Here is a 19116-nt window from a genome sequence, read left to right as displayed (position 1 = left end):
TGCCATGAAGGCCCACGACGGGATGTACATAGGCGGCGAGTGGCGGGCCGCCTTCGGCCACGGCCGCATCGAGGTCCTCAACCCGGCGGACGAGCAGGTCATCGCCTCGGTCCCGGCCGGTACGGCCGAGGACGTCGACGCGGCCGTACGGGCGGCACGCGCGGCCTTCCCGTCCTGGGCGGCCACGGCTCCGGCCGATCGGGCGGCCCTGATCGGGGCCCTGCGCGACGTGCTGGTCTCCCGCAAGAGCGAGCTGGCCGAGACCATCACCGCCGAGCTCGGCTCCCCGCTGGGCTTCTCGGAGATGGTCCACGTCGGGGCGCCGGTCGCGGTGGCCTCCTCGTTCGCCGAGCTCGGGGCCTCGTACGCCTTCGAGGAGCGGCTCGGGAACTCGACCGTGCTGCTGGAACCGGTCGGTGTGGTCGGCGCGATCACGCCCTGGAACTACCCGCTGCACCAGATCGTTGCCAAGGTGGCACCCGCTCTCGCCGCCGGCTGCACCCTCGTCCTCAAGCCGGCCGAGGACACCCCGCTGACCGCACAGCTCTTCGCCGAAGCCGTGCACGAGGCGGGGATCCCGGCCGGGGTCTTCAACCTGGTGACCGGTACCGGCCCGGTCGCCGGCCAGGCCCTGGCCGCGCACGAGGGAGTCGACCTCGTCTCCTTCACCGGATCCACCGCCGTCGGCAGGCAGATCGGTGCCACGGCCGGCGCCGCCGTCAAGCGGGTCGCCCTCGAACTGGGCGGCAAATCGGCCAACGTCATCCTGCCCGGAGCCGACCTGGCCAAGGCCGTCGCGACGGGCGTGGGCCACGTCATGAACAACGCCGGCCAGAGCTGCAACGCGCTCACCCGCATGCTCGTCCACCGGGACCAGTACGAGGAGGCGGTCTCCCTCGCGGCCGCCGCCGTCGCCAAGTACCCCTCCGGCGACCCCCTCGACCCGGGCACCCGCCTGGGCCCGGTGATCAACGCCAAGCAGCGCGACCGGGTGCGCGGTTTCATCGCCAAGGGGGTGGAGGAAGGCGCGCGCCTCGTCGCGGGCGGGCCCGAGGCGCCGCACGCACAGGGGTACTTCATCGCCCCGACCGTGTTCGCCGACGTCACGCCCGAGATGACCATCGCCCAGGAGGAGATCTTCGGCCCGGTGCTGTCGATCCTCTCCTACGAGGACCAGGACGAGGCCCTGGCCATCGCGAACGGCACCGTGTACGGGCTCGGCGGAGCCGTCTGGGCGGCGGACGAGGAGACGGCGGTGGCCTTCGCCCGCCGGATGGACACCGGCCAGGTGGACATCAACGGCGGCCGCTTCAACCCGCTCGCGCCCTTCGGCGGGTACAAGCAGTCGGGCGTGGGCCGCGAGCTGGGCCCGCACGGCCTCGCCGAGTACCTCCAGACCAAGTCCCTGCAGTTCTAGCCGCTCCAGCCGTTCCAACCGCTCCAGCCGCCCCAGCCGTTCTAACCGCCCCAGCAGCTCAAGCCGCCCCAGCAGCTCCCGCCCCCGCAACCACGGAGACATCGATCATGGTCCGCGCCGCCATCCTGCCCGCCGTCGGAGCACCGCTGGAGATACGGGACATCGTGCTGCCCGATCCCGGCCCCGGGCAGGTCAGGGTGCGGCTCGCCGCTGCCGGGGTCTGCCACTCCGACCTCTCGCTCACCAACGGCACCATGCGGGTACCCGTACCCGCCGTCCTCGGCCACGAGGGCGCGGGCACGGTGCTCTCCGTCGGGGAAGGGGTCACCCATGTCGCGCCCGGCGACGGGGTCGTGCTCAATTGGGCCCCGTCCTGCGGGGAGTGCCACCACTGCTCGATCGGCGAGGTCTGGCTCTGCGCCAAGGCCCTGTCCGGGGTCGGGGCGGTCTACGCCCACGACGCCCGGGGGACCGAGCTGCACCCCGGGCTGAACGTGGCCGCCTTCGCCGAGGAGACGGTCGTCGCGGCCAACTGCGTACTGCCCGCCCCCGCCGGGATCCCGCTCGCCGAGGCGGCCCTGCTCGGGTGTGCCGTCCTCACCGGCTACGGAGCCGTCCACCACAGCGCCCAGGTCCGCCCCGGCGAATCGGTGGCCGTCTTCGGAGTCGGCGGGGTGGGGCTCGCCGCGCTCCAGGCGGCCCGTATCGCCATGGCGGGCCCGATCGTGGCCGTGGACGTCTCCCCGGCCAAGGAGGAGCTGGCGCGGGCGGCCGGGGCCACGGAGTTCGTGCTGGCCTCCGACGCCACCGCCAAGCAGATCCGCGCCCTGACCGGCGGCCACGGGGCGGACGTCGCCATCGAGTGCGTGGGCCGGGCCGAAACCATCCGCGGCGCCTGGGATTCCACCCGTCGTGGCGGCCGTACGACGGTCGTCGGCATCGGCGGCAAGGAGCAGCAGGTCTCCTTCCACGCGCTGGAGATCTTCCACTTCGCCCGCACCCTCACCGGCTGCGTCTACGGGAACAGCGACCCCGCCCGCGACCTGCCGGTGATCGCCGCCCACGTCCGGGCCGGCCGGCTCGACCTCGGCGCCCTGGTCACCGACCGCATCACCCTCGACGGCATCCCGGCCGCCTTCGACGCGATGCTGGCGGGCAGGGGCGGTCGGTCACTGGTCGTCTTCTAGGCCTGCCCGCCTGCCCGCCTGCCCGCCTGCCCGCCTGCTTGTCCGCCCGCCCGTGTTACGCGGTCTCCGCCAAGGCCGCGTACTGGAGGGCCAGGCCGTCCAGCAGGGCGGCCAGGCCCGTTTCGAAGGCGCCCTCGTCCACCTCCTGCTGCCGTTTCGCCAGCAGGTGGGCCTGGCCCAGGTGCGGGTAGTCCGACGGGTCGTACGCCGTGCGGTCGTCCACGAAACCCCGGGCGAACGAGGCCACCGCCGAGCCCAGGATGAAGTACCGCATCAGCGCGCCGATCCGGGTCGCCTGCGCCGGGGGCCAGCCCGCGGCGGTCATCGCGCCGAAGACGGCGTCCGCCACCCGCAGCCCGGCCGGCCGGCGGCCCGGGCCGCGCGCCAGCACCGGGACGATGTTCGGATGGTCGGACAGGGCGGCCCGGTACGAGTGCGCCCAGTCGTGCAGCGCGACCCGCCATTCCCGTCCGTCCCCGGGCTCGAACATCGACAAGTCGACCCGGGCGCTCACCGCGTCCGCGACCGCGTCCAGGATCTCGTCCTTCGTGCGGAAGTGGTTGTAGAGGGACGGGCCGCTGACCCCCAGCGCCGCCGCCAGCCGCCGCGTCGAAACGGCCTCCAGGCCCTCCGCGTCCACCAGTGCACCCGCCGCCTCGACGATGCGGTCTCTGCTGAGGAGGGGCTTGCGCGGTCTGGCCATGCGCCACATAGTAGGGCCTGCCCGCCATAAACTACCGGTGCTAGTTAACCTCCTGGTTGACCCCGCGCCGGCCCTGCGAAGTCGCCGCGACCTCGCAGTCCGACCGGAGGTGCCCGGTGAACCTGGAGCTCAGCGCGGAGCAGTCCGCCGTCCGCGATCTCGCCCGCGCGTTCACCGAGCGCGAGATCGCCCCGTACGCCGCCGAATGGGACCGCGTCGAGAGCGTGGACCGGGCCATCGTCAAGAAGCTCGGCTCCGTCGGCTTCCTCGGCCTGACCGTCCCCGAGGAGTACGGCGGCTCCGGCGGTGACCACCTCTCCTACGTCCTCGTCACCGAGGAGCTCGGCCGCGGAGACTCCGCGGTCCGCGGCATCGTCTCCGTCTCCCTCGGTCTGGTCGCCAAGACCATCGCCTCCTGGGGGAGCGAAGAGCAGAAGCGGGCCTGGCTGCCCCGGCTGTGCGCCGGCGAGGCGCTCGGCTGCTTCGGCCTCACCGAGCCCGGCACCGGCTCCGACGCGGGCAGCCTCACCACCCGCGCCACGCACGAGGGGGACTCGTACGTCATCAGCGGCAGCAAGATGTTCATCACCAACGGCACCTGGGCCGACGTGGTCCTGCTCTTCGCCCGTACCAACGACGAGCCCGGCCACCGCGGCGTCTCCGCCTTCCTCGTCCCCGCCGACAGTCCGGGCCTGACCCGCCGCGAGATCCACGGCAAGCTCGGACTGCGCGGCCAGGCCACCGCCGAACTCGCCCTCGACGGGGTCCGCGTGCCCGCCTCCGCGATGCTGGGACCCGAGGGCAAGGGCTTCTCCGTGGCCATGTCGGCCCTCGCCAAGGGCCGGATGTCGGTCGCAGCCGGATGCGTGGGCATCGCCCAAGCGGCGCTGGACGCGGCCGTCTCCTACGCCGCCCAGCGCGAGCAGTTCGGCAAGCCCATCGCCCAGCACCAGCTGGTCCAGGAGCTGATCGCCGACATCTCCGTGGACGTGGACGCGGCCCGGCTGCTGACCTGGCGGGTCGCCGACCTGATCGACCGCGGGCAGCCCTTCGCCACCGAGTCCTCCACGGCCAAGCTCTTCGCCTCCGAGGCCGCCGTCCGCGCCGCGAGCAACGCCCTCCAGGTGCACGGCGGTTACGGCTACGTCGACGAGTATCCGGCCGGCAAACTGCTGCGCGACGCCCGCGTGATGACCTTGTACGAGGGCACCAGCCAGATCCAGAAGCTGCTGATCGGCCGCGCCCGTACGGGAGTTTCCGCGTTCTGATCACTGATCGCCGAGTTCTGAGTACGTCGCTGAGTACGCGAGCGGATATCGCCGCGGCGGGCGCCGCCCGATGCTGGGGCCATGAACGAGACACCGGTCAAGCAGCAGAACACGGGGGCGTACTACGGCCAGGCCGTCGCCTCCTTCGGCATCGCCATGGGCTCGGTGGCCGTGGGGATCTACAACATGGACGTCAACGGCTGGGTCCGCGCCTTCCTCGGCATCGCGGTCCTCTACCTCACCACCTCGGCCTTCACCCTCGCCAAGGTGATCCGCGACCGCCAGGAGGTCACGCAGATCGTCAGCCGGGTCGACCAGGCCCGGATGGAGAAGATCATGGCGGAGTACGACCCCTTCGCGCCGAAGTAGGCCGAAGCGGTCGGTCCGCCGGCCAGTCCTCCGGCCGGTCCGTCCGCCGGTCCGTCCGCCGGTCCTTCCATCATCGCTAAGCGCTTGCTCACCCTCCGGTAAGCTGTTCATTCCTACAGGGTGAAGAGGGTGAGCGAGCGATGGACAGCGCGGAGGAGACGATCGACGGCTACCGGCCGTGGTCGGAGGTCACCCCCGACGCCGCGCGGCGGCTGCTCATCGCCGCCGTCGAGGCCTTCGCGGAGCGCGGGTACCACGCCACCACCACGCGTGACATCGCGGGCCGGGCCGGCATGAGCCCGGCGGCGCTCTACATCCACTACAAGACCAAGGAAGAGCTGCTCCACCGGATCAGCCGGATCGGCCACGACAAGGCCCTGGAGATCCTGGACACCGCGGCCTCCGGCCCGGGAACCGCCGCCGAGCGGCTCGACGAGGCCGTACGGGCCTTCGTGCGCTGGCACGCGGCACATCACACCACCGCGCGGGTGGTCCAGTACGAGCTCGATGCTCTCGCTCCGGAGCACCGCTCCGAAATCGTGGCACTGCGCAGGCGGAGCGACGCCGCGATCCGCCGCATCCTCTCCGACGGGGTCGCCGCGGGGGAGTTCGACGTCCCCGACGTCTCCGGCACCACCCTCGCCGTCCTCTCGCTCTGCATCGACGTCGCCCGCTGGTTCAGCACGGACGGCCGCCGTACGCCCGACGAGGTCGGCGCGCTCTACTCCGGCCTCGTGCTCCGCATGGTGGCCGCCCGGCCCGGGGCTCAGAAGTAGTAGCGGGAGACCGACTCCGCCACGCACACCGGCTTCTCGGAGCCCTCGCGCTCGACCGTGACGGTCGCCGCCACCTGCACGCCGCCGCCCGCCTCCACGACCTCCGTGATCAGCGCGGTCGCGCGCAGCCGCGAGCCGACCGGTACGGGCGCCGGGAAGCGCACCTTGTTCACCCCGTAGTTGATGCCCATCTTCATGCCCTCGACCCGCATGATCTGCGGTACCAGGCTCGGCAGCAGCGACAGCGTGAGGTACCCGTGCGCGATGGTGGAGCCGAAGGGTCCGGCCGCCGCCCGCTCCGGGTCCACGTGGATCCACTGGTGGTCGCCGGTGGCGTCCGCGAAGAGGTCGATCCGCTTCTGGTCCACCTCCAGCCAGTCGCTGGGGCCGAGCGGCTCGCCGATCCCGGCGGTCAGCTCCTCGGCGGACGTGAAGATCCTCGGTTCGGACATGCCCGTACCTCTCCCTGACGAATAAGCGCTTGCTCAGCAGCTCAGCATGCTGGGGCCGTATGTATCTGTCAACGACGGGTCCAGCGACGGGTCCACCAGCCGATGTCGGTCCGGCCGACTACCCTCGGCGGTGTGCCGCAGATTCCCGAAAAAGTCCACGAGCTCACCGTCGGCCAGCTGTCCGCCCGCAGCGGCGCGGCCGTCTCCGCACTGCACTTCTACGAGACCAAGGGCCTGATCACCAGCCGCCGCACGGCCGGGAACCAGCGCCGCTACACCCGAGACGCGCTGCGCCGCGTGGCCTTCGTGCGCGCCGCCCAGCGCGTGGGAATCCCCCTCGCCAGCATCCGTGACGCCCTCGCCCGGCTCCCCGAGGGTCGCACCCCCAACCGCGCGGACTGGGCCCTGCTCTCCGAGAGCTGGCGCGCCGAGCTCGACCACCGCATCAGCCAACTGAGCCGCCTGCGCGACCATTTGACCGACTGCATCGGCTGCGGCTGCCTCTCCCTGGAGAACTGCGCCCTGTCCAACCCGGACGACGTCTTCGGCGAACGCCTCACCGGCTCCCGGCTCTAGGCCGTCCCTTCCGGATCCCGCCGGGTCAGGGCCGCCCGGCAGCCTTCCGGATCCGGCCCGCCGCAGCGACCAGCTCCGCGTTCGACCGCGCGGCCCGTCCGTCCGGCAGGTGCAGTACGTCGCCTACGCCGGTCCGCGCGCCCGTGCCGCAGCGCGCGGCCAGCCGCAGCACGGGCCAGGAGGCCGCCTCCCGCCCGAACAGCAGCACCGGCACGGGCGGCAGCCGCCGGAGCAGTTCCGCCGTCGTCCCCGGGTCGGCGGAGGCCGGCTCGGCGGTGAGCCGCACCCGCGCGTGGTCCCGTACCGGCCAGGCCAGGAACCGCGCCAGGGGCTCCGGCGCCCCGCCCACCGGAACCTCCGCGTCGACCGCGACCCCGCGCTCCAGCAGGGCCTCGGCCAGCTCCCGGGCCCCCGGCTCCGCGAAACGCACCACCGCCCGGTCCGGCAGCACCGTCCACGACCGCACCCGTTCCAGCCGCCCCGCCGGATCGGGCTCGGCGGCGACACTGGCGAGCACGCAGAGCGGCACCCGGGCGGCACCGCCGCGGCCGCCGGTCCCGTGACCCGACCCGAGGCCCGCGCCCCGCAGGGCCTCCAGCAGCGGTCCCACCACCCGGGGGGAGAGGCTCTCCCGGCCGCACGGGGTGCGCGGATGCACCAGCACCTCCCCGGCCCCCGCGGCCACCGCCCCCAGCGCCGATTCCACCAGGTCACCGGGGGACACCGGCACGGCCGCCCCGTCGGCGGCCCCCCGCGAGCCGTTCAGCGACACCACCAGCGGAGGCCGGGACCGCCCGCGCCCCGGCGGCGCGGAGTCCACCGGCCCGGCAGGCTCCCGCTCCGCAGGCTCCCGCTCCGCAGGCCCGGGCTCCCCAGGCCCCCGCTCCGCAGGATTCACGCCGCGCCCGCCAGGCCGGGGCCGGCCGGGGACGAGTCCGCCAGGGCCGGTCTGGGGACCACGATTCCGCAGCCCGCGCACACCGGGCCGTCCCACGCCCACCCCGTGGTGGCGGACGCCGTCGGGGCCGGCCAGTGCAGCTCCCGCGCCCCGCACACCGGGCAGACCGTGCCCGGCTCCGACTCCAGCGCCACCACCAGCCGCCGCAGCACTTCGCCCAGCGCCCCCTGCGGCCGGACCCCCGGATCGGCGCAGCGCACCACCGCGTCCCCGCTCCCGCCCCAGGCCCACTCCGGCCGCCGCAGCCCGTCGTGCTTCTCCCGCCGGCGCCGCTCCGCGAACTGGCGCTCGTACTCCAGCCAGACCGCCCGCGCCTCCTCCAGCTCCTCCAGCGCGGCCACCAGCCGCAGCGGGTCGGCCGCCCGGTCCTCGGGGCCGATCCCGTGCCGGTCGCACAAGTGCCACCAGGTCGCGCGGTGCCCGTAGGGGGCGAACCGCTCCAGGCAGCGGCGCAGCGAATGGCGCCGCAGGGCACGGTCGTTGCGCGCGTCGCGCACCTGGTAGGCCAGACTCCGGAAACCCGCCATCACACCTTCACCTCCGCCGAGCGCCCAGCACCGAGCGCCGCGCCCGCCGCACGGTGTCCCTTACAAGCGCCGGGCCGTTTCGCCCAACATGCCCGGCCGGGCGTGGGCGCATGCGGGGGCGGTCGAGGCGTGCGGGTGGCACATGGCCGGAACTCAGCGCCCCATGCGCCCCGCGACGACCACCAGCCGGGCCAGCTCCTCGTGGCAGATGTCGCTGTGCGCCCCCGAAGGGGCCCCGCCGCTGCGCACCACGGAACCGGCGTCGACGCTGACGCAGCCCGCCGCCGGGAGGCCGTCGCTCAGGGCGGCGTCGAGGGTCAGCCTCGGCGCGCCCGGCACCGCCTGCACCCCGTCGTGCCCGATCGCGCCCCAACGCTCGTCGAATCCCATGAGACCGGCCGAATCGCCCGCCATCCGGGAGGCCAGCGGATAGAACACCTTGAGCGCCGAGTCGTAGGGGGAGTGGCAGGCCGCCAGCGGGCCGTCGACCCGGTCCTGGAGTCCGTGCAGGGCGCCGCCGCGGCCGTGGTCGTGCGGGAGGCTCTCGGCGAACGCGTAGTGGGAGAAGGCTCCTTGGAGGAGGGTCAGGGATTTCACGTTGCGGGCCCCGGCCGGCAGTCCGCGCAGGGCGAAGGACACCACCCGGCCGCCGAAGCTGTGGCCGATGAGGTGGACCCGCAGGGCCGGGCGGCGGCCCGCCAGTTCCGCCAGCACCGGGCCGAGGCCGTGCTCGCCGACCACCCCGGCCCGTGCCTTCATCTGGTAGTACGTGGCCTGGCGCAGCACCTCCTTGGCGCCGTTCCACAGCGTCCGCAGCCCGCCGCCGACCGAGAATCCCTCGCCCGCGGAGCCGCCGCCGGGGGAGTCCCCGGGGAGCGTGGTGCCCGCCTCGACCAGGGCCTCGGTGAAGGACCGGCAGACCTGGATCACGTCTTCGGTGAGGAAGGCGGGGATCTCGCGGGGTGCGAAGGCCGCCGCCAGATCGTCGCCCGCGCCCACCCCGTCCACCCCGGCCAGCTCCCGGACCAGTGCCCCGAACTCGGTGAACGCGCCCTCCTCCGAAGGCCGTTCCTCCAGCAGTTCGGTGATCCGGTCCAGCTCCGCGGCCCGGCCGGGCCAGAACGCGCCGAGCGCCTGCCGGGTGGCCGGGCCCAGGGCCGCCCCGTAGCCCGGCTCCGCGAGGAGGTCGGACGGGCCGGGCCGTGGGTCGAAGTCGGGTATCGGCTCGTCCGCGAACCGGATCGAGGGCCACACGACCCCCACGTACCCCAGCCGCACCCCGCTCCCCACCAGATCTGCGAAGGGAGCGTAGAACCGGTCGAAGAGCCGGATCGCGGTCGACCGTTCGGAGTTCCATCCGTGGGCGAAGACCAGCAGGTCGGTGGCCTCGATCCCGAAGAGCGCCTCCCGCGCGCCCGGGGCGGCGTCGCCCTCGGAGTCGAAGGTCAGTTCCACGTAGGGGCTCACCCCGATCCCCGCCGCCTGCGCCGCCGGTCCGCCGATGTCCACCATGACGCCCCCTCCACGCCGTGTCCCTGTCCGACAGCATCCTGCGGGGACGGCCACCAGGCCAGACCCCGGGAGGGACCGGCTCACCGAGTAACCGGCTCACGGAGGACCGGTTCACGGATAGAGGAGGTACTTCTCCCGCACCGCCGCGAATCCCGCCAGGTCCGCCGTCCAGTCGCCCGCGACCTCCTCCACCCCGGCCCCCGCGTCGATCATCCGCCGGACCCGGTCGGAGCCCGTCAGCCGGTCGATCCACTGGTCCGGCCGCCACGCGAAACCGCTCCACGTCCGCTTCGCCGTGACCAGCAGCCCGATGCCGGCCCGTACCGGGTCGAAGGCCTCCCGGTCGTGCACGAGCAGCCGGATCCCGCCGCACACCTTCCCCGCGTGCTTGGAGAAGGACGGCGTGAAATACGCCTCCCGGAACCACACGCCGGGCAGTTCCAGCGCGTTCGCGGCCTGCGCCCACCGCCGGTCGACGCCCTCGGCGCCGACCAGCTCGAACGGGGTGGTGGTCCCGCGCCCCTCGGAGAGGTTCGTCCCCTCGAACAGGCAGGTGCCGGCGTACGCGAGGGCCGTGCCCGGGGTCGGCATGTTCGGGCTCGGCGGCACCCAGGGCAGCCCGGTCGCGTCGAAGAACGACTCCCGCCGCCACCCCGTCATCCGCACCACCCGCGGCCCGACGGCTCCCGGGCCCAGGAACTCGCCCGCGAAGAGCCCGGCCAGCTCGCCCGCCGTCATCCCGTGCGCGAGCGCGATCGGCTCCCGGCCCACGCCGCTCGCGTACGGGCGCCGCAGGACGGGTCCGGCCGCCCGCCGGCCGCCGACCGGGTTGGGCCGGTCCAGCACCACCACCGCCTTGCCGGCGAGGGAGGCCGCGCGCATGCAGTCGTAGAGGGTCCAGATGTACGTGTAGAAGCGGGCCCCGACGTCCTGGATGTCGAAGAGCACGGTGTCGATCCCGGCCGCCGTGAAGACGTCCGCGAGCTGCTGCCCGCTCTTGTCGTACGTGTCGTACACGGGCAGTCCGGTCGCGGGATCCCGTCCGGCCCCCTCCGAATCGCCGGCCTGCGCCGTGCCGCGGAAGCCGTGCTCGGGGCCGAACACCGCGACCAGCTTCACGCGTTCGTCGGCGTGCAGTACGTCGACCAGGTGGCGGGCGTCCGCGGTGATCCCGGTGGGGTTGGTGACCACCCCGACCCGCTGACCGGCCAGGACGGCGTACCCGTCGGCGGCGAGGCACTCGAAGCCGGTCCGCACCCGGTCGGGGATCCGGCCGGGGACCCGGTCGGTAGCCGCCCCCGCGGTCCCCACCGCGCCCAGGCTTCCCGCAGCCCCCGCCAGACCCAGCAACCCGCGTCGCGACAGCGTCATCGCGCCAAAGTAGGGCGCGGACCCCTTCCGCCCCGACATACCGACTGGTTAGTCTGCCGGTGATTCGAAGTGCGCCGGCCGCTGAGCGATCTCCCGCCGGCAGCCGGCCATGAAGGGTGAGCCCCGTGAACGCGTTCCAGGACCAGCGAGTCGTCGTCACCGGAGCGGGCGGCGGCATCGGCGCCGCCCTCGCCCGCCGGTTCGCCGCCGAGGGGGCCACGGTCGTGGTCAACGACCTCGACCCGGCCAGGGCCGCCTCCGTCGCGGACGGGATCGGCGCCCGCGCCGTCGCGGTCCCCGGCGACGCCTCCGCCGTCGTCGCGGCGGCCCGCGAAGCGCTCGGCGGCAGGGTGGACGTGTACTGCGCCAACGCCGGACTCGCCTCCGGCGGCGACGCCTTCGCGGAGGAGGCCGTCTGGGAGGCGGCCTGGGACACCAACGTCATGGCCCACGTCCGCGCGGCCAGGCAGCTGCTGCCCGACTGGCTGGAGCGCGGGAGCGGCCGGTTCGTGTCCACCGTCTCCGCCGCCGGGCTGCTGACCATGATCGGAGCGGCCCCGTACAGTGTCACCAAGCACGGCGCGCTCGCCTTCGCGGAGTGGCTCTCGCTGACCTACCGCCACCGCGGGCTCCAGGTCCATGCCATCTGCCCGCAGGGGGTCCGGACCGACATGCTCACCGCCGCGGGATCGGCGGGCGAGCTGGTCCTCGCGCCGACCGCGATCGAGCCGGAAGCGGTCGCGGACGCGCTGTTCGACGGCATGGAGAAGGGCCGGTTCTTGATCCTCTCGCACCCCGAGGTCGCGGACTTCTACGCGGCCCGCGCCACCGATCCGGAGCGCTGGCTCGGCGGCATGAACCACCTCCAGCGCAAATGGGAGGCCCGATGACCCCGGACGCCACGGACACCCCGGACACGGCCCCGGCCGCCCCGCCCTCCCGCTACGCCGCCAAGCCCTGGCTGGCCCGCCTCACCCCGGTCCAGCGGGCCCCGATCGCGCCCCCGCCCAGCGTGCTGCACGCCTTCCGCGCCGCCGTGGCCCGCGCCCCCGGGCGCACCGCGCTCGCCTACTTCGACGGCCGCCTCGGCTACGCCGAGGCCGACGCGCTCTCCGACTCCCTCGCCGGCCACCTCGCCGCCCGGGGCATCGGCCGCGGGGACCGGGTCGCGGTCATGCTCCAGAACACCCCGCACTTCGTGCTCGCCGTCCTGGCCGCCTGGAAGGCCGGCGCGGTCGTGGTCCCGCTCAACCCGATGTACAAGTCCGGCGAGGTCGGCCACATCCTGCGCGACTCCGGGGCCGCCGCGCTGGTGTGCGACGCCCGCGCCTGGCCCGCGTACCTGCGCGAGGCCGCGTACGGCACCGGTGTCCGCCTCACCCTGACCGCGTCCGACCTGGACTTCCAGACCCGCGACGACGTACGGGTCCTCGCGCCGGGCCGGCCGGAGCAGGCGGCCGACGCCGCCGACCTCGCCGCCGAGGCCGGCCGGGGCCACCCTGCCCCGCCGGATCCGGGCCTGACCGCGGCCGACACCGCCCTCATCAGCTACACCTCCGGCACCAGCGGCACCCCCAAGGGCGCCATGAACCTCCACGGCGCCCTCACCCACAACGCCACGCGCCAGGTCACCGGCCACCCCCTCCCCGAGGGCGCCGGCTACTTCGCCCTGGCCCCCCTCTTCCACATCACCGGCATGGTCTGCGAGCTCGCCGCCTGCTTCACCAACGCCGGCACCCTCGTCCTCGCCCACCGCTTCGAGGCCGGCGTGGTCCTCGACGCCTTCCTCGAACACCGCCCCGCCTACACCGTGGGACCCGCCACCGCCTTCATGGCGCTCGCCGCCCAGCCCGGGGTCACCCCCGAGCACTTCGCCTCGTTCCAGGTGATCTCCTCCGGCGGGGCCCCGCTCCCGCCCGCCCTCGTCGAACGCCTCCGTGACGCCTTCGGCTTCTACCTGCGCAACGGCTACGGCCTCACCGAGTGCACCGCCCCCTGCGCCTCCGTGCCCGCGCACCTCGAAGCCCCCGTGGACCCCGCCTCCGGCACCCTCTCCGTGGGCCTGCCCGGCGCCGACACCCTCGTACGGATCCTCGACGAGAGCGGAGCCGAGGTCCCGTTCGGCGAGACCGGCGAGATAGCCGTCCGCGGCCCCCAGGTCGTCCCCGGCTACTGGGGCCTGCCCGCCGACACCGCCAAGGCCTTCCCGGACGGCGAACTGCGCACCGGAGACGTCGGGTTCATGGACGCGGACGGCTGGCTCTACGTGGTCGACCGGAAGAAGGACATGATCAACGCGTCCGGTTTCAAGGTCTGGCCGCGCGAGGTCGAGGACGTGCTCTACACCCACCCCGCCGTGCGCGAGGCGGCCGTCGTCGGCATCCCCGACCCCTACCGCGGCGAGAGCGTGAAGGCCTACGTGAGCCTGCGCCCCGGGACCACGGCCGACCCGGCGGAACTGTCCGCGTACTGCGCCGCCCGCATCGCCGCGTACAAGTACCCGCGCCAGGTGGAGATCCTGCCTGTTCTTCCGAAGACGACCAGTGGCAAGATCCTGCGACGGGAACTGCGCGACCGCGGCTGAAAACAGCCGCACGCCGCGCGGTCGAGGGATCAGGAAAGGAAGGCGAGCGCCATGGCCGCCAGGACCACGACGGAGACCGTCGGCGCACACGAGGCCCCGGTACCGCAGCGGCTGCTGGCCGTCGCGACCAGGCTGTTCGCCGAGCGCGGCTACGAGCGCACCTCGGTGCAGGAGATCGTCGAGGCGGCCGGGGTCACCAAGGGCGCGCTCTACCACTACTTCGGATCCAAGGACGATCTGCTGCACGAGGTGTACGCGCGGATGCTGCGGCTCCAGCAGCAGCGGCTCGACGCGGTGGCCGGTTCCGACGCCCCCGTGGAGGAGCGGCTGCGGGCCGCGGCCGCCGACGTGGTGGTGACCACCATCGAGAACCTCGACGACGCGGCGATCTTCTTCCGGTCGATGCACCAGCTGAGCCCGGAGAAGTTCAAGCAGGTGCGGGCGGAGCGCCGGCGCTACCACGAGCGGTTCCGGGCACTGGTCGAGGAAGGCCAGGCCTCCGGGGTTTTCTCCACCGCGACCCCGGCGGACCTGGTGGTGGACTACCACTTCGGGTCCGTCCACCACCTGTCGACCTGGTACCGGGAGGACGGCCCGCTGACCCCGCAGCAGGTGGCCGACCACCTCGCGGACCTGCTCCTGCGGGCGCTGCGCCCCTGAGCCGCGCGTCCCTGAGCCGCACCGCCGCTCACACCGACGCGGTCGCGAGCACCGGGTAGTCGTTGTACCCCTCCGCCCCCTGTACGTTCATCAGGAACTCGGGGCGGAGCTCGTTGAGGGGCGCGTCCGCCCGCAGCCGCGCCACGAAGTCGGGGTTGGCGAGGAAGCCCCGGCCCAGCGAGACCAGGTCGGCGCCCTCGGCCAGCAGCCGTTCGGCGACGCTCTTGCCGCCGTCGGCCGCGAACTGCTCCCGGGAGAGCATCTGGTTGGCGATCAGCGTGCCGGGCCAGGCCTTGCGGTGCTCCTGGAACCGGGGCCGCTCCTGGTCGGAGTAGAGGATGTGGAGATAGACCGGGTCGATCTCCGCCAGGGCCGCCAGCAGCGCCGGGTAGATCTCCTCGGTGTCGCCCTCCTCGATGCTGTTGACGGTCGATCCGGGCGAGATCCGTATCCCGACCCGCTCCCGGCCGATGGCCCCGGCGACGGCCCGGACCACCTCGACGGCGAACCGGATCCGGTTCTCCACCGAGCCGCCCCACTCGTCGGTCCGCAGGTTGGTGTTCTGCGCCAAGAACTGGTGGGGCAGGTAACCGTTGGCGGCGTGCACCTCCACCCCCGCGAAACCGGCCTCCACGGCATTGCGGGCCGCGGTGACGAAGTCGGCGATGGTGGACCGGATGTCCTCGGCCGTCATCGCGCGGGGAGCGGCGGCGTCCCGCAGCCCGCCGGGGGTGTGCAGCTGTTCGGGGAGCCGTACGGCGGACGGCGCGAGCGGGACGTGGCCGCTGGTGTCGGGGTGGCCGACCCGGCCGCCGTGTTCCAGCTGGAGGAACATCGCCGCGCCGCCGCCCAGGCCGTCGGCGCCCGCCCGCACCGCGTCGGTGACCCGGCGCCAGCCCGCGATCTGGTCCGCGGTGTGGATGCCGGGGATGTTCGGGTAGGCCTGCCCCACCGCGCTCGGCGCGGTGCCCTCGGCGATGATCAGACCGGCCGTGGCGCGCTGCGCGTAGTGAACGGCCATCAGCTGCCCGGGGACTCCGTCGGCGCCCGCCCGGTTGCGGGTCAGGGGCGCCATCACCAGGCGGTTGGGGAGTTCGAGCCCACCGAGGGTGGCGGAGTCGAAGAGGCGGGAAACGGCGGGAAGGAGCTGCTGTGAGTTCGTCATGCCCGTAACCTAAAACCTGACACCAGTGTCAGATTCAAGTCCGGAAGTCTGGAAGTCCGGAAATCTGGAAGTCCGGAGAGACGACAGGGGCGGGGCATGCGGATCGGCGAACTGGCGGCGCGCACCGGGGTCAGCGAGCGCTCGCTGCGCTACTACGAGAAGCAGGGGCTGCTGGTCTCCGACCGGACCCCCGGCGGCCACCGCGACTACGCGGAGCGGGCGGTGGACCGGGTCATCCGGATCCAGGAGCTCTACGCGGCGGGCCTGCACAGCGCGAAGATCGCGCAGATCCTGCCGTGCATGCGCGATACGGACGGCGGGCCGAACGTACGGGCCACCCCCATGCTCGTCGCCGAGCTGAAGACGGAACGGGACCGGATCGACCGGCTGATCGCCGATCTGATCCGGTCCCGCGAGGTGCTGGACGAGGTCATCGACACGGCGGCGGGCCGCACCGCCGGGCCGATGGCCGCATCCGCCTCCGTAGCCGCAGCCGTCGAAAGGTCCTAGCCGAGCGGGGCGACCTCGCGCCCCCAGGTCTCCTTGGCCACGACGGCGAAGGAGATGTACCAGGCGACGCCCGCCGTGAACAGGCCGAGGAAGCCGCCGGTGTGGCCGATCGCCGTGCTCTGCGCCAGATCGCCGAGGGCGAGGAAGAGGAAGGTCAGCGCCAGCGAGACGAACAGCACGCGGTGCGCGACGTCCAGCTTCATCGCGGCGATCGACATGTACGCGGTGAAGACGAACCAGGCCACGAGGAACCAGCCGGTCGCCACGTGGGCCTGGTCGGCGGGCAGCGTCGAGACGACGAACTTCACGTAGGCCGCGAAGGACATCCAGAACGCGCCGTACGAGACGAACGCCGTGGTCCCGAAGGTGTTGCCGCGGCGGAACTCCAGCAGGCCCGCGACGAACTGCGCGAGCCCGCCGTAGAACAGCGCCAGCGGCAGCACGACGGCGCTGAGCGCGGCGTTCGAGATCAGGCCCGAGTTGAAGAGGCTGAGCACGAAGGTGGTGAGGGCGAACGCCGCCAGGCCGAGCGGGCCCGGATTGGCCATGGCCCGCGGCGCGGTGACGGGAGAGGCCGTGGCGTGCGGCGCGGCGGTGGGGGCCAGGGTGGAGCTGGGCATGGCGAAGGCACTTTCGGTGGGGGGATATCCCGAATATATCGGACTTCCCGGGTGGTCTGGACCATCAAAGGTCCACCGTCACAGGACCGAAGTCCCGCGCCACGCCCGCCGGTGGCTACCGGTACCGCTTGAGCTCCCGGTGTGCCAGTGAGCGCTGGTGCACCTCGTCCGGCCCGTCCGCCAGCCGCAGCGTGCGCGCCGCCGCCCACAGCTCCGCCAGCGGGAAGTCCTGGCTCACCCCGCCCGCACCGTGCAGCTGCACCGCCTGGTCGAGGATGCCGACGACCGCCCGCGGAGTCGCGATCTTGATGGCCTGGATCTCGGTGTGCGCGCCCCGGTTCCCGACCGTGTCCATCAGCCAGGCCGTCTTCAGCACCAGCAGCCGCAGCTGCTCCACGGTGACCCGGGCGTCCGCGATCCAGTTCTGTACGACGCCCTGCGCGGCCAGCTCCTTGCCGAAGGCGCTGCGTCCGATCGCGCGCCGGCACATCAGCTCGATGGCCCGCTCCGCCATCCCGATGAGCCGCATGCAGTGGTGGATCCGGCCGGGTCCGAGCCGGGCCTGGGCGATGGCGAAGCCGCCGCCCTCCTCGCCGATCAGGTTCGCCGCCGGGACGCGGGCCCCGTCGAAGACCACCTCGGCGTGACCGCCGTGGTCGTGGTCCTCGTACCCGTACACCGTCATCGCGCGCCGGACCTCGACCCCCGGGGTGTCCCTCGGGACCAGGATCATGGACTGTTGGCGGCGCGGGTCGGACCCGTCGGGGTCCGTCTTGCCCATGACGATGAAGATCTTGCAGTCGGGGTTCATGGCACCGGAGATGAACCACTTGCGGCCGGTGACCACGTACTCGCCGCCGTCCGCGGAGCGCTCGATCCGCGTCTCGATGTTCGTCGCGTCCGAGGAGGCCACCTCGGGCTCGGTCATCGCGAAGGCCGACCGGATCTCCCCGGCCAGCAACGGCTCCAGCCACTGCTTCTTCTGCGCCTCGTTCCCGAACTGCGCGAGCAGCTCCATGTTCCCGGTGTCCGGAGCCGCGCAGTTCGTCGCCATCGGCGCCAGGTGGGGGCTGCGGCCGGTGATCTCGGCGAGCGGGGCGTACTGGAGGTTGGTCAGCCCGGCGCCGTACTCCGCATCGGGCGAGCTGTGCTGATTTACAAAGAAAAGATTCCACAGCCCCTGACGGCGCGCCTCGGCCTTCAGTTCACCGAACACGGCCGGGGTGTCCCAGGGCGAGGCCAGCCGTGCGCGCTGCTCGGCGGCGACGGGTTCCGCCGGGTAGACGTACTCCTCCATGAACGTCAGCAGCCGTCCGCGGAGTTCCTCGGTCCGGGCGTCGAATGCGAAATCCATCGTGGGCTCCTCAGCCTTCCTGGAGGGTGGTCAGGGTGGTCAGGCCGTGCTCGATGAAGACCGGGACCAGCTCGCCGATCCGGTCGAAGCCGGCTCCGACGGTCTGCCCGAGCGTGAAGCGGTAGTGGATGCCTTCGAGGATCACCGCGAGCTTGAACCACGCGAAGGCCGTGTACCAGGCGATCTCCGAGGTGTCGCGGCCCGAACGGGCCGCGTACCGCTCGATGAGCTCGGCGGGCGACGGATGGCCCGGAGCCCCGCTGGTCGTACTGACCGGGGACTCGGTCAGGCCCAGGTCGGAGCTGTACATCACCAGCAGTCCGAGGTCCGTCAGCGGATCGCCGAGCGTGGACATCTCCCAGTCCAGCACCGCCCGGATCGTGTCGGTGCCGGAAGGGGATCCGCCGATCAGCACGTTGTCGAGCCGGAAGTCCCCGTGCACCACCGTGGCCGCGGGGGAGCGGGGCAGGGTCCGCCCGAGGAAGCCGTGCAGTTCGTCGATCCCCGCCAGCTCCCGCCCCCGGGAGGCCGCGAGCTGCTTGCCCCAGCGGCGCAGCTGCCGGTCCAGGAAGCCCTCGGGCCGGCCGAAGTCGCCCAGCCCCACCGCGTCCGGGTCCACCGCGTGCAGGTCGACCAGGGTGTCCACGAGGCCCAGTACCGCCCGCCGGGTCCGTTCGGGGCCGAGCGCGGCCAGCTGGCCGGCCGTCCGGAACGGCACCCCGTCCACGAACTCCATGACGTAGAACGGCGCGCCCAGCACGGCCTCGTCCTCGCAGAGCAGCAGCGGTTCGGGCACCGGCACCGCCGTGCCGTGCAGCGCCGCGATCACCCGGTGCTCGCGCCGCATGTCGTGCGCGGTGGCCAGTACGTGCCCCAGCGGCGGCCGGCGCACCACCCAGCGGGAGGTCCCGTCGCCGACCTCGTAGGTCAGGTTCGAGCGGCCGCCCTCGATCAGCCGGCCGGTCAGCGGCCCGGTCACGAGCCCCGGCCGCGCCCGGTCGAGATGACCCCGCAGCTGCTCCAGATCGAGGCCTCGCGGGTGGGACGGGGAAGGTCCCGGGGCTGAGGTCATGGTGCGCACCTCCGTACGGAGTTGACGACGACGGA

20 protein-coding genes are annotated in these 19116 nt (G+C 73.2%); 10 read left to right on the top strand and 10 right to left on the bottom strand.

The genetic code is table 11. From position 1 onward, the window contains the following. The first annotated feature begins 4 nt into the window (after positions 1 to 4). Together ACFXDJ_RS17655 and ACFXDJ_RS17650 are read left to right on the top strand one after the other, a co-directional pair. Positions 5 to 1417 carry an aldehyde dehydrogenase family protein gene (locus tag ACFXDJ_RS17655; protein ID WP_384651722.1) on the top strand — a complete coding sequence of 471 codons (1413 nt, stop codon included), beginning with the start codon at positions 5 to 7 and terminating at the stop codon, positions 1415 to 1417. A gap of 107 nt (positions 1418 to 1524) precedes the next feature. Then, positions 1525 to 2604 carry a Zn-dependent alcohol dehydrogenase gene (locus ACFXDJ_RS17650; protein WP_384651720.1) on the top strand — a complete coding sequence of 360 codons (1080 nt, stop codon included), beginning with the start codon at positions 1525 to 1527 and terminating at the stop codon, positions 2602 to 2604. 55 nt (positions 2605 to 2659) lie between these two features. On the opposite strand, the gene ACFXDJ_RS17645 is transcribed toward ACFXDJ_RS17650, so the two are convergent. Next, positions 2660 to 3307 carry a TetR/AcrR family transcriptional regulator gene (locus ACFXDJ_RS17645; protein ID WP_384651718.1) on the bottom strand — a complete coding sequence of 216 codons (648 nt, stop codon included), beginning with the start codon at positions 3305 to 3307 and terminating at the stop codon, positions 2660 to 2662. 116 nt (positions 3308 to 3423) lie between these two features. Here ACFXDJ_RS17645 and ACFXDJ_RS17640 point away from each other — a divergent pair, with 116 nt between their 5' ends. The 3 genes from ACFXDJ_RS17640 to ACFXDJ_RS17630 all read left to right on the top strand — a co-directional run bounded on the left by ACFXDJ_RS17640 (position 3424) and on the right by ACFXDJ_RS17630 (position 5720). Beyond that, complete coding sequence (locus ACFXDJ_RS17640; protein WP_384651716.1) at positions 3424 to 4575, top strand: acyl-CoA dehydrogenase family protein; 1152 nt, start codon at positions 3424 to 3426, stop codon at positions 4573 to 4575. 81 nt (positions 4576 to 4656) lie between these two features. Beyond that, complete coding sequence (locus tag ACFXDJ_RS17635; protein WP_384651714.1) at positions 4657 to 4944, top strand: YiaA/YiaB family inner membrane protein; 288 nt, start codon at positions 4657 to 4659, stop codon at positions 4942 to 4944. 140 nt (positions 4945 to 5084) lie between these two features. Then, a complete protein-coding gene (locus ACFXDJ_RS17630; RefSeq protein WP_384651712.1) occupies positions 5085 to 5720 on the top strand; it encodes a TetR/AcrR family transcriptional regulator in 636 nt (211 codons plus the stop codon). On the opposite strand, the gene ACFXDJ_RS17625 is transcribed toward ACFXDJ_RS17630, so the two are convergent. Next, entirely contained in the window at positions 5711 to 6172 is a 462-nt protein-coding gene (locus tag ACFXDJ_RS17625; protein ID WP_384651710.1) for a MaoC family dehydratase, read from the bottom strand. The genes ACFXDJ_RS17630 and ACFXDJ_RS17625 overlap by 10 nt on opposite strands. Positions 6173 to 6304: 132 nt before the next feature. On the opposite strand from ACFXDJ_RS17625, the gene soxR reads away from it, so the two are divergent. After that, positions 6305 to 6748 (top strand): redox-sensitive transcriptional activator SoxR, encoded by a 444-nt coding sequence (gene soxR / locus ACFXDJ_RS17620; protein ID WP_384651708.1) that lies wholly within the window; start codon positions 6305 to 6307, stop codon positions 6746 to 6748. A 25-nt stretch (positions 6749 to 6773) separates the two neighbouring features. Here soxR and ACFXDJ_RS17615 read toward each other — a convergent pair whose 3' ends face one another. The 4 genes from ACFXDJ_RS17615 to ACFXDJ_RS17600 form a co-directional block, all read right to left on the bottom strand. Further along, positions 6774 to 7568: a 3-keto-5-aminohexanoate cleavage protein gene (locus ACFXDJ_RS17615; protein ID WP_384849477.1), complete on the bottom strand. Its 795-nt coding sequence runs from the start codon at positions 7566 to 7568 to the stop codon at positions 6774 to 6776. Positions 7569 to 7642: 74 nt separating this feature from the next. Then, positions 7643 to 8233 carry a hypothetical protein gene (locus ACFXDJ_RS17610; protein ID WP_384651704.1) on the bottom strand — a complete coding sequence of 197 codons (591 nt, stop codon included), beginning with the start codon at positions 8231 to 8233 and terminating at the stop codon, positions 7643 to 7645. A gap of 153 nt (positions 8234 to 8386) precedes the next feature. Continuing rightward, complete coding sequence (locus ACFXDJ_RS17605) at positions 8387 to 9745, bottom strand: serine-threonine protein kinase (protein WP_384651702.1); 1359 nt, start codon at positions 9743 to 9745, stop codon at positions 8387 to 8389. 111 nt (positions 9746 to 9856) lie between these two features. Then, positions 9857 to 11116: an exo-beta-N-acetylmuramidase NamZ domain-containing protein gene (locus ACFXDJ_RS17600; RefSeq protein WP_384651700.1), complete on the bottom strand. Its 1260-nt coding sequence runs from the start codon at positions 11114 to 11116 to the stop codon at positions 9857 to 9859. 116 nt (positions 11117 to 11232) lie between these two features. Between ACFXDJ_RS17600 and ACFXDJ_RS17595 the strand changes: the two genes are divergently transcribed. The 3 genes from ACFXDJ_RS17595 to ACFXDJ_RS17585 are packed head-to-tail and all read left to right on the top strand — an operon-like array spanning position 11233 to position 14360. Further along, entirely contained in the window at positions 11233 to 12006 is a 774-nt protein-coding gene (locus tag ACFXDJ_RS17595; protein WP_384651698.1) for an SDR family oxidoreductase, read from the top strand. Further along, positions 12003 to 13700: a class I adenylate-forming enzyme family protein gene (locus ACFXDJ_RS17590; RefSeq protein WP_384849474.1), complete on the top strand. Its 1698-nt coding sequence runs from the start codon at positions 12003 to 12005 to the stop codon at positions 13698 to 13700. Before ACFXDJ_RS17595 ends, ACFXDJ_RS17590 begins: the two co-directional genes overlap by 4 nt. Before the next feature lie 51 nt (positions 13701 to 13751). Beyond that, the gene (locus ACFXDJ_RS17585; protein WP_384651694.1) at positions 13752 to 14360 is read left to right on the top strand and encodes a TetR/AcrR family transcriptional regulator; all 609 of its coding nucleotides are present in this window, start codon (positions 13752 to 13754) and stop codon (positions 14358 to 14360) included. 28 nt (positions 14361 to 14388) lie between these two features. Here ACFXDJ_RS17585 and ACFXDJ_RS17580 read toward each other — a convergent pair whose 3' ends face one another. Next, on the bottom strand, positions 14389 to 15525 hold the full coding sequence (locus ACFXDJ_RS17580) for an alkene reductase (protein ID WP_384849471.1): 1137 nt from the start codon (positions 15523 to 15525) through the stop codon (positions 14389 to 14391). Positions 15526 to 15621: 96 nt separating this feature from the next. Between ACFXDJ_RS17580 and ACFXDJ_RS17575 the strand changes: the two genes are divergently transcribed. Further along, a complete protein-coding gene (locus ACFXDJ_RS17575) occupies positions 15622 to 16035 on the top strand; it encodes a MerR family transcriptional regulator (RefSeq protein ID WP_384651690.1) in 414 nt (137 codons plus the stop codon). Here the strand turns inward: ACFXDJ_RS17575 and ACFXDJ_RS17570 are convergent. The 3 genes from ACFXDJ_RS17570 to ACFXDJ_RS17560 all read right to left on the bottom strand — a co-directional run bounded on the left by ACFXDJ_RS17570 (position 16032) and on the right by ACFXDJ_RS17560 (position 19081). Further along, complete coding sequence (locus tag ACFXDJ_RS17570; protein WP_384651688.1) at positions 16032 to 16655, bottom strand: acetate uptake transporter; 624 nt, start codon at positions 16653 to 16655, stop codon at positions 16032 to 16034. The two genes, ACFXDJ_RS17575 and ACFXDJ_RS17570, sit on opposite strands and share 4 nt — an antisense overlap. Before the next feature lie 115 nt (positions 16656 to 16770). Then, complete coding sequence (locus tag ACFXDJ_RS17565; RefSeq protein ID WP_384651686.1) at positions 16771 to 18009, bottom strand: acyl-CoA dehydrogenase family protein; 1239 nt, start codon at positions 18007 to 18009, stop codon at positions 16771 to 16773. Positions 18010 to 18019: 10 nt separating this feature from the next. After that, positions 18020 to 19081, bottom strand: a complete 1062-nt coding sequence (locus ACFXDJ_RS17560; RefSeq protein WP_384651684.1) for a phosphotransferase family protein — start codon at positions 19079 to 19081, stop codon at positions 18020 to 18022. Between the last annotated feature and the right edge of the window lie 35 nt (positions 19082 to 19116).

The sequence above is a fragment of the Streptomyces sp. NPDC059443 genome, assembly GCF_042750105.1.
Lineage (GTDB): Bacteria > Actinomycetota > Actinomycetes > Streptomycetales > Streptomycetaceae > Streptomyces.
The sequence above is the reverse complement of the archived record's forward strand: the minus strand, read 5'-3'. Positions and strand labels throughout refer to the sequence as shown.

What these genes read in the sequence shown, in the direction of transcription:
- ACFXDJ_RS17635 (WP_384651714.1), top strand. Translation starts at nt 4,657, where the DNA reads ATGAACGAGACACCGGTCAAGCAGCAGAACACGGGGGCGTACTACGGC.
- ACFXDJ_RS17605 (WP_384651702.1), bottom strand. Translation starts at nt 9,745, where the DNA reads ATGGTGGACATCGGCGGACCGGCGGCGCAGGCGGCGGGGATCGGGGTG.
- ACFXDJ_RS17610 (WP_384651704.1), bottom strand. Translation starts at nt 8,233, where the DNA reads ATGGCGGGTTTCCGGAGTCTGGCCTACCAGGTGCGCGACGCGCGCAAC.
- ACFXDJ_RS17655 (WP_384651722.1), top strand. Translation starts at nt 5, where the DNA reads ATGAAGGCCCACGACGGGATGTACATAGGCGGCGAGTGGCGGGCCGCC.
- ACFXDJ_RS17580 (WP_384849471.1), bottom strand. Translation starts at nt 15,525, where the DNA reads ATGACGAACTCACAGCAGCTCCTTCCCGCCGTTTCCCGCCTCTTCGAC.
- ACFXDJ_RS17645 (WP_384651718.1), bottom strand. Translation starts at nt 3,307, where the DNA reads ATGGCCAGACCGCGCAAGCCCCTCCTCAGCAGAGACCGCATCGTCGAG.
- ACFXDJ_RS17570 (WP_384651688.1), bottom strand. Translation starts at nt 16,655, where the DNA reads ATGCCCAGCTCCACCCTGGCCCCCACCGCCGCGCCGCACGCCACGGCC.
- ACFXDJ_RS17625 (WP_384651710.1), bottom strand. Translation starts at nt 6,172, where the DNA reads ATGTCCGAACCGAGGATCTTCACGTCCGCCGAGGAGCTGACCGCCGGG.
- ACFXDJ_RS17565 (WP_384651686.1), bottom strand. Translation starts at nt 18,009, where the DNA reads ATGGATTTCGCATTCGACGCCCGGACCGAGGAACTCCGCGGACGGCTG.
- ACFXDJ_RS17650 (WP_384651720.1), top strand. Translation starts at nt 1,525, where the DNA reads ATGGTCCGCGCCGCCATCCTGCCCGCCGTCGGAGCACCGCTGGAGATA.
- ACFXDJ_RS17585 (WP_384651694.1), top strand. Translation starts at nt 13,752, where the DNA reads ATGGCCGCCAGGACCACGACGGAGACCGTCGGCGCACACGAGGCCCCG.
- ACFXDJ_RS17630 (WP_384651712.1), top strand. Translation starts at nt 5,085, where the DNA reads ATGGACAGCGCGGAGGAGACGATCGACGGCTACCGGCCGTGGTCGGAG.
- ACFXDJ_RS17560 (WP_384651684.1), bottom strand. Translation starts at nt 19,081, where the DNA reads ATGACCTCAGCCCCGGGACCTTCCCCGTCCCACCCGCGAGGCCTCGAT.
- ACFXDJ_RS17590 (WP_384849474.1), top strand. Translation starts at nt 12,003, where the DNA reads ATGACCCCGGACGCCACGGACACCCCGGACACGGCCCCGGCCGCCCCG.
- ACFXDJ_RS17575 (WP_384651690.1), top strand. Translation starts at nt 15,622, where the DNA reads ATGCGGATCGGCGAACTGGCGGCGCGCACCGGGGTCAGCGAGCGCTCG.
- ACFXDJ_RS17600 (WP_384651700.1), bottom strand. Translation starts at nt 11,116, where the DNA reads ATGACGCTGTCGCGACGCGGGTTGCTGGGTCTGGCGGGGGCTGCGGGA.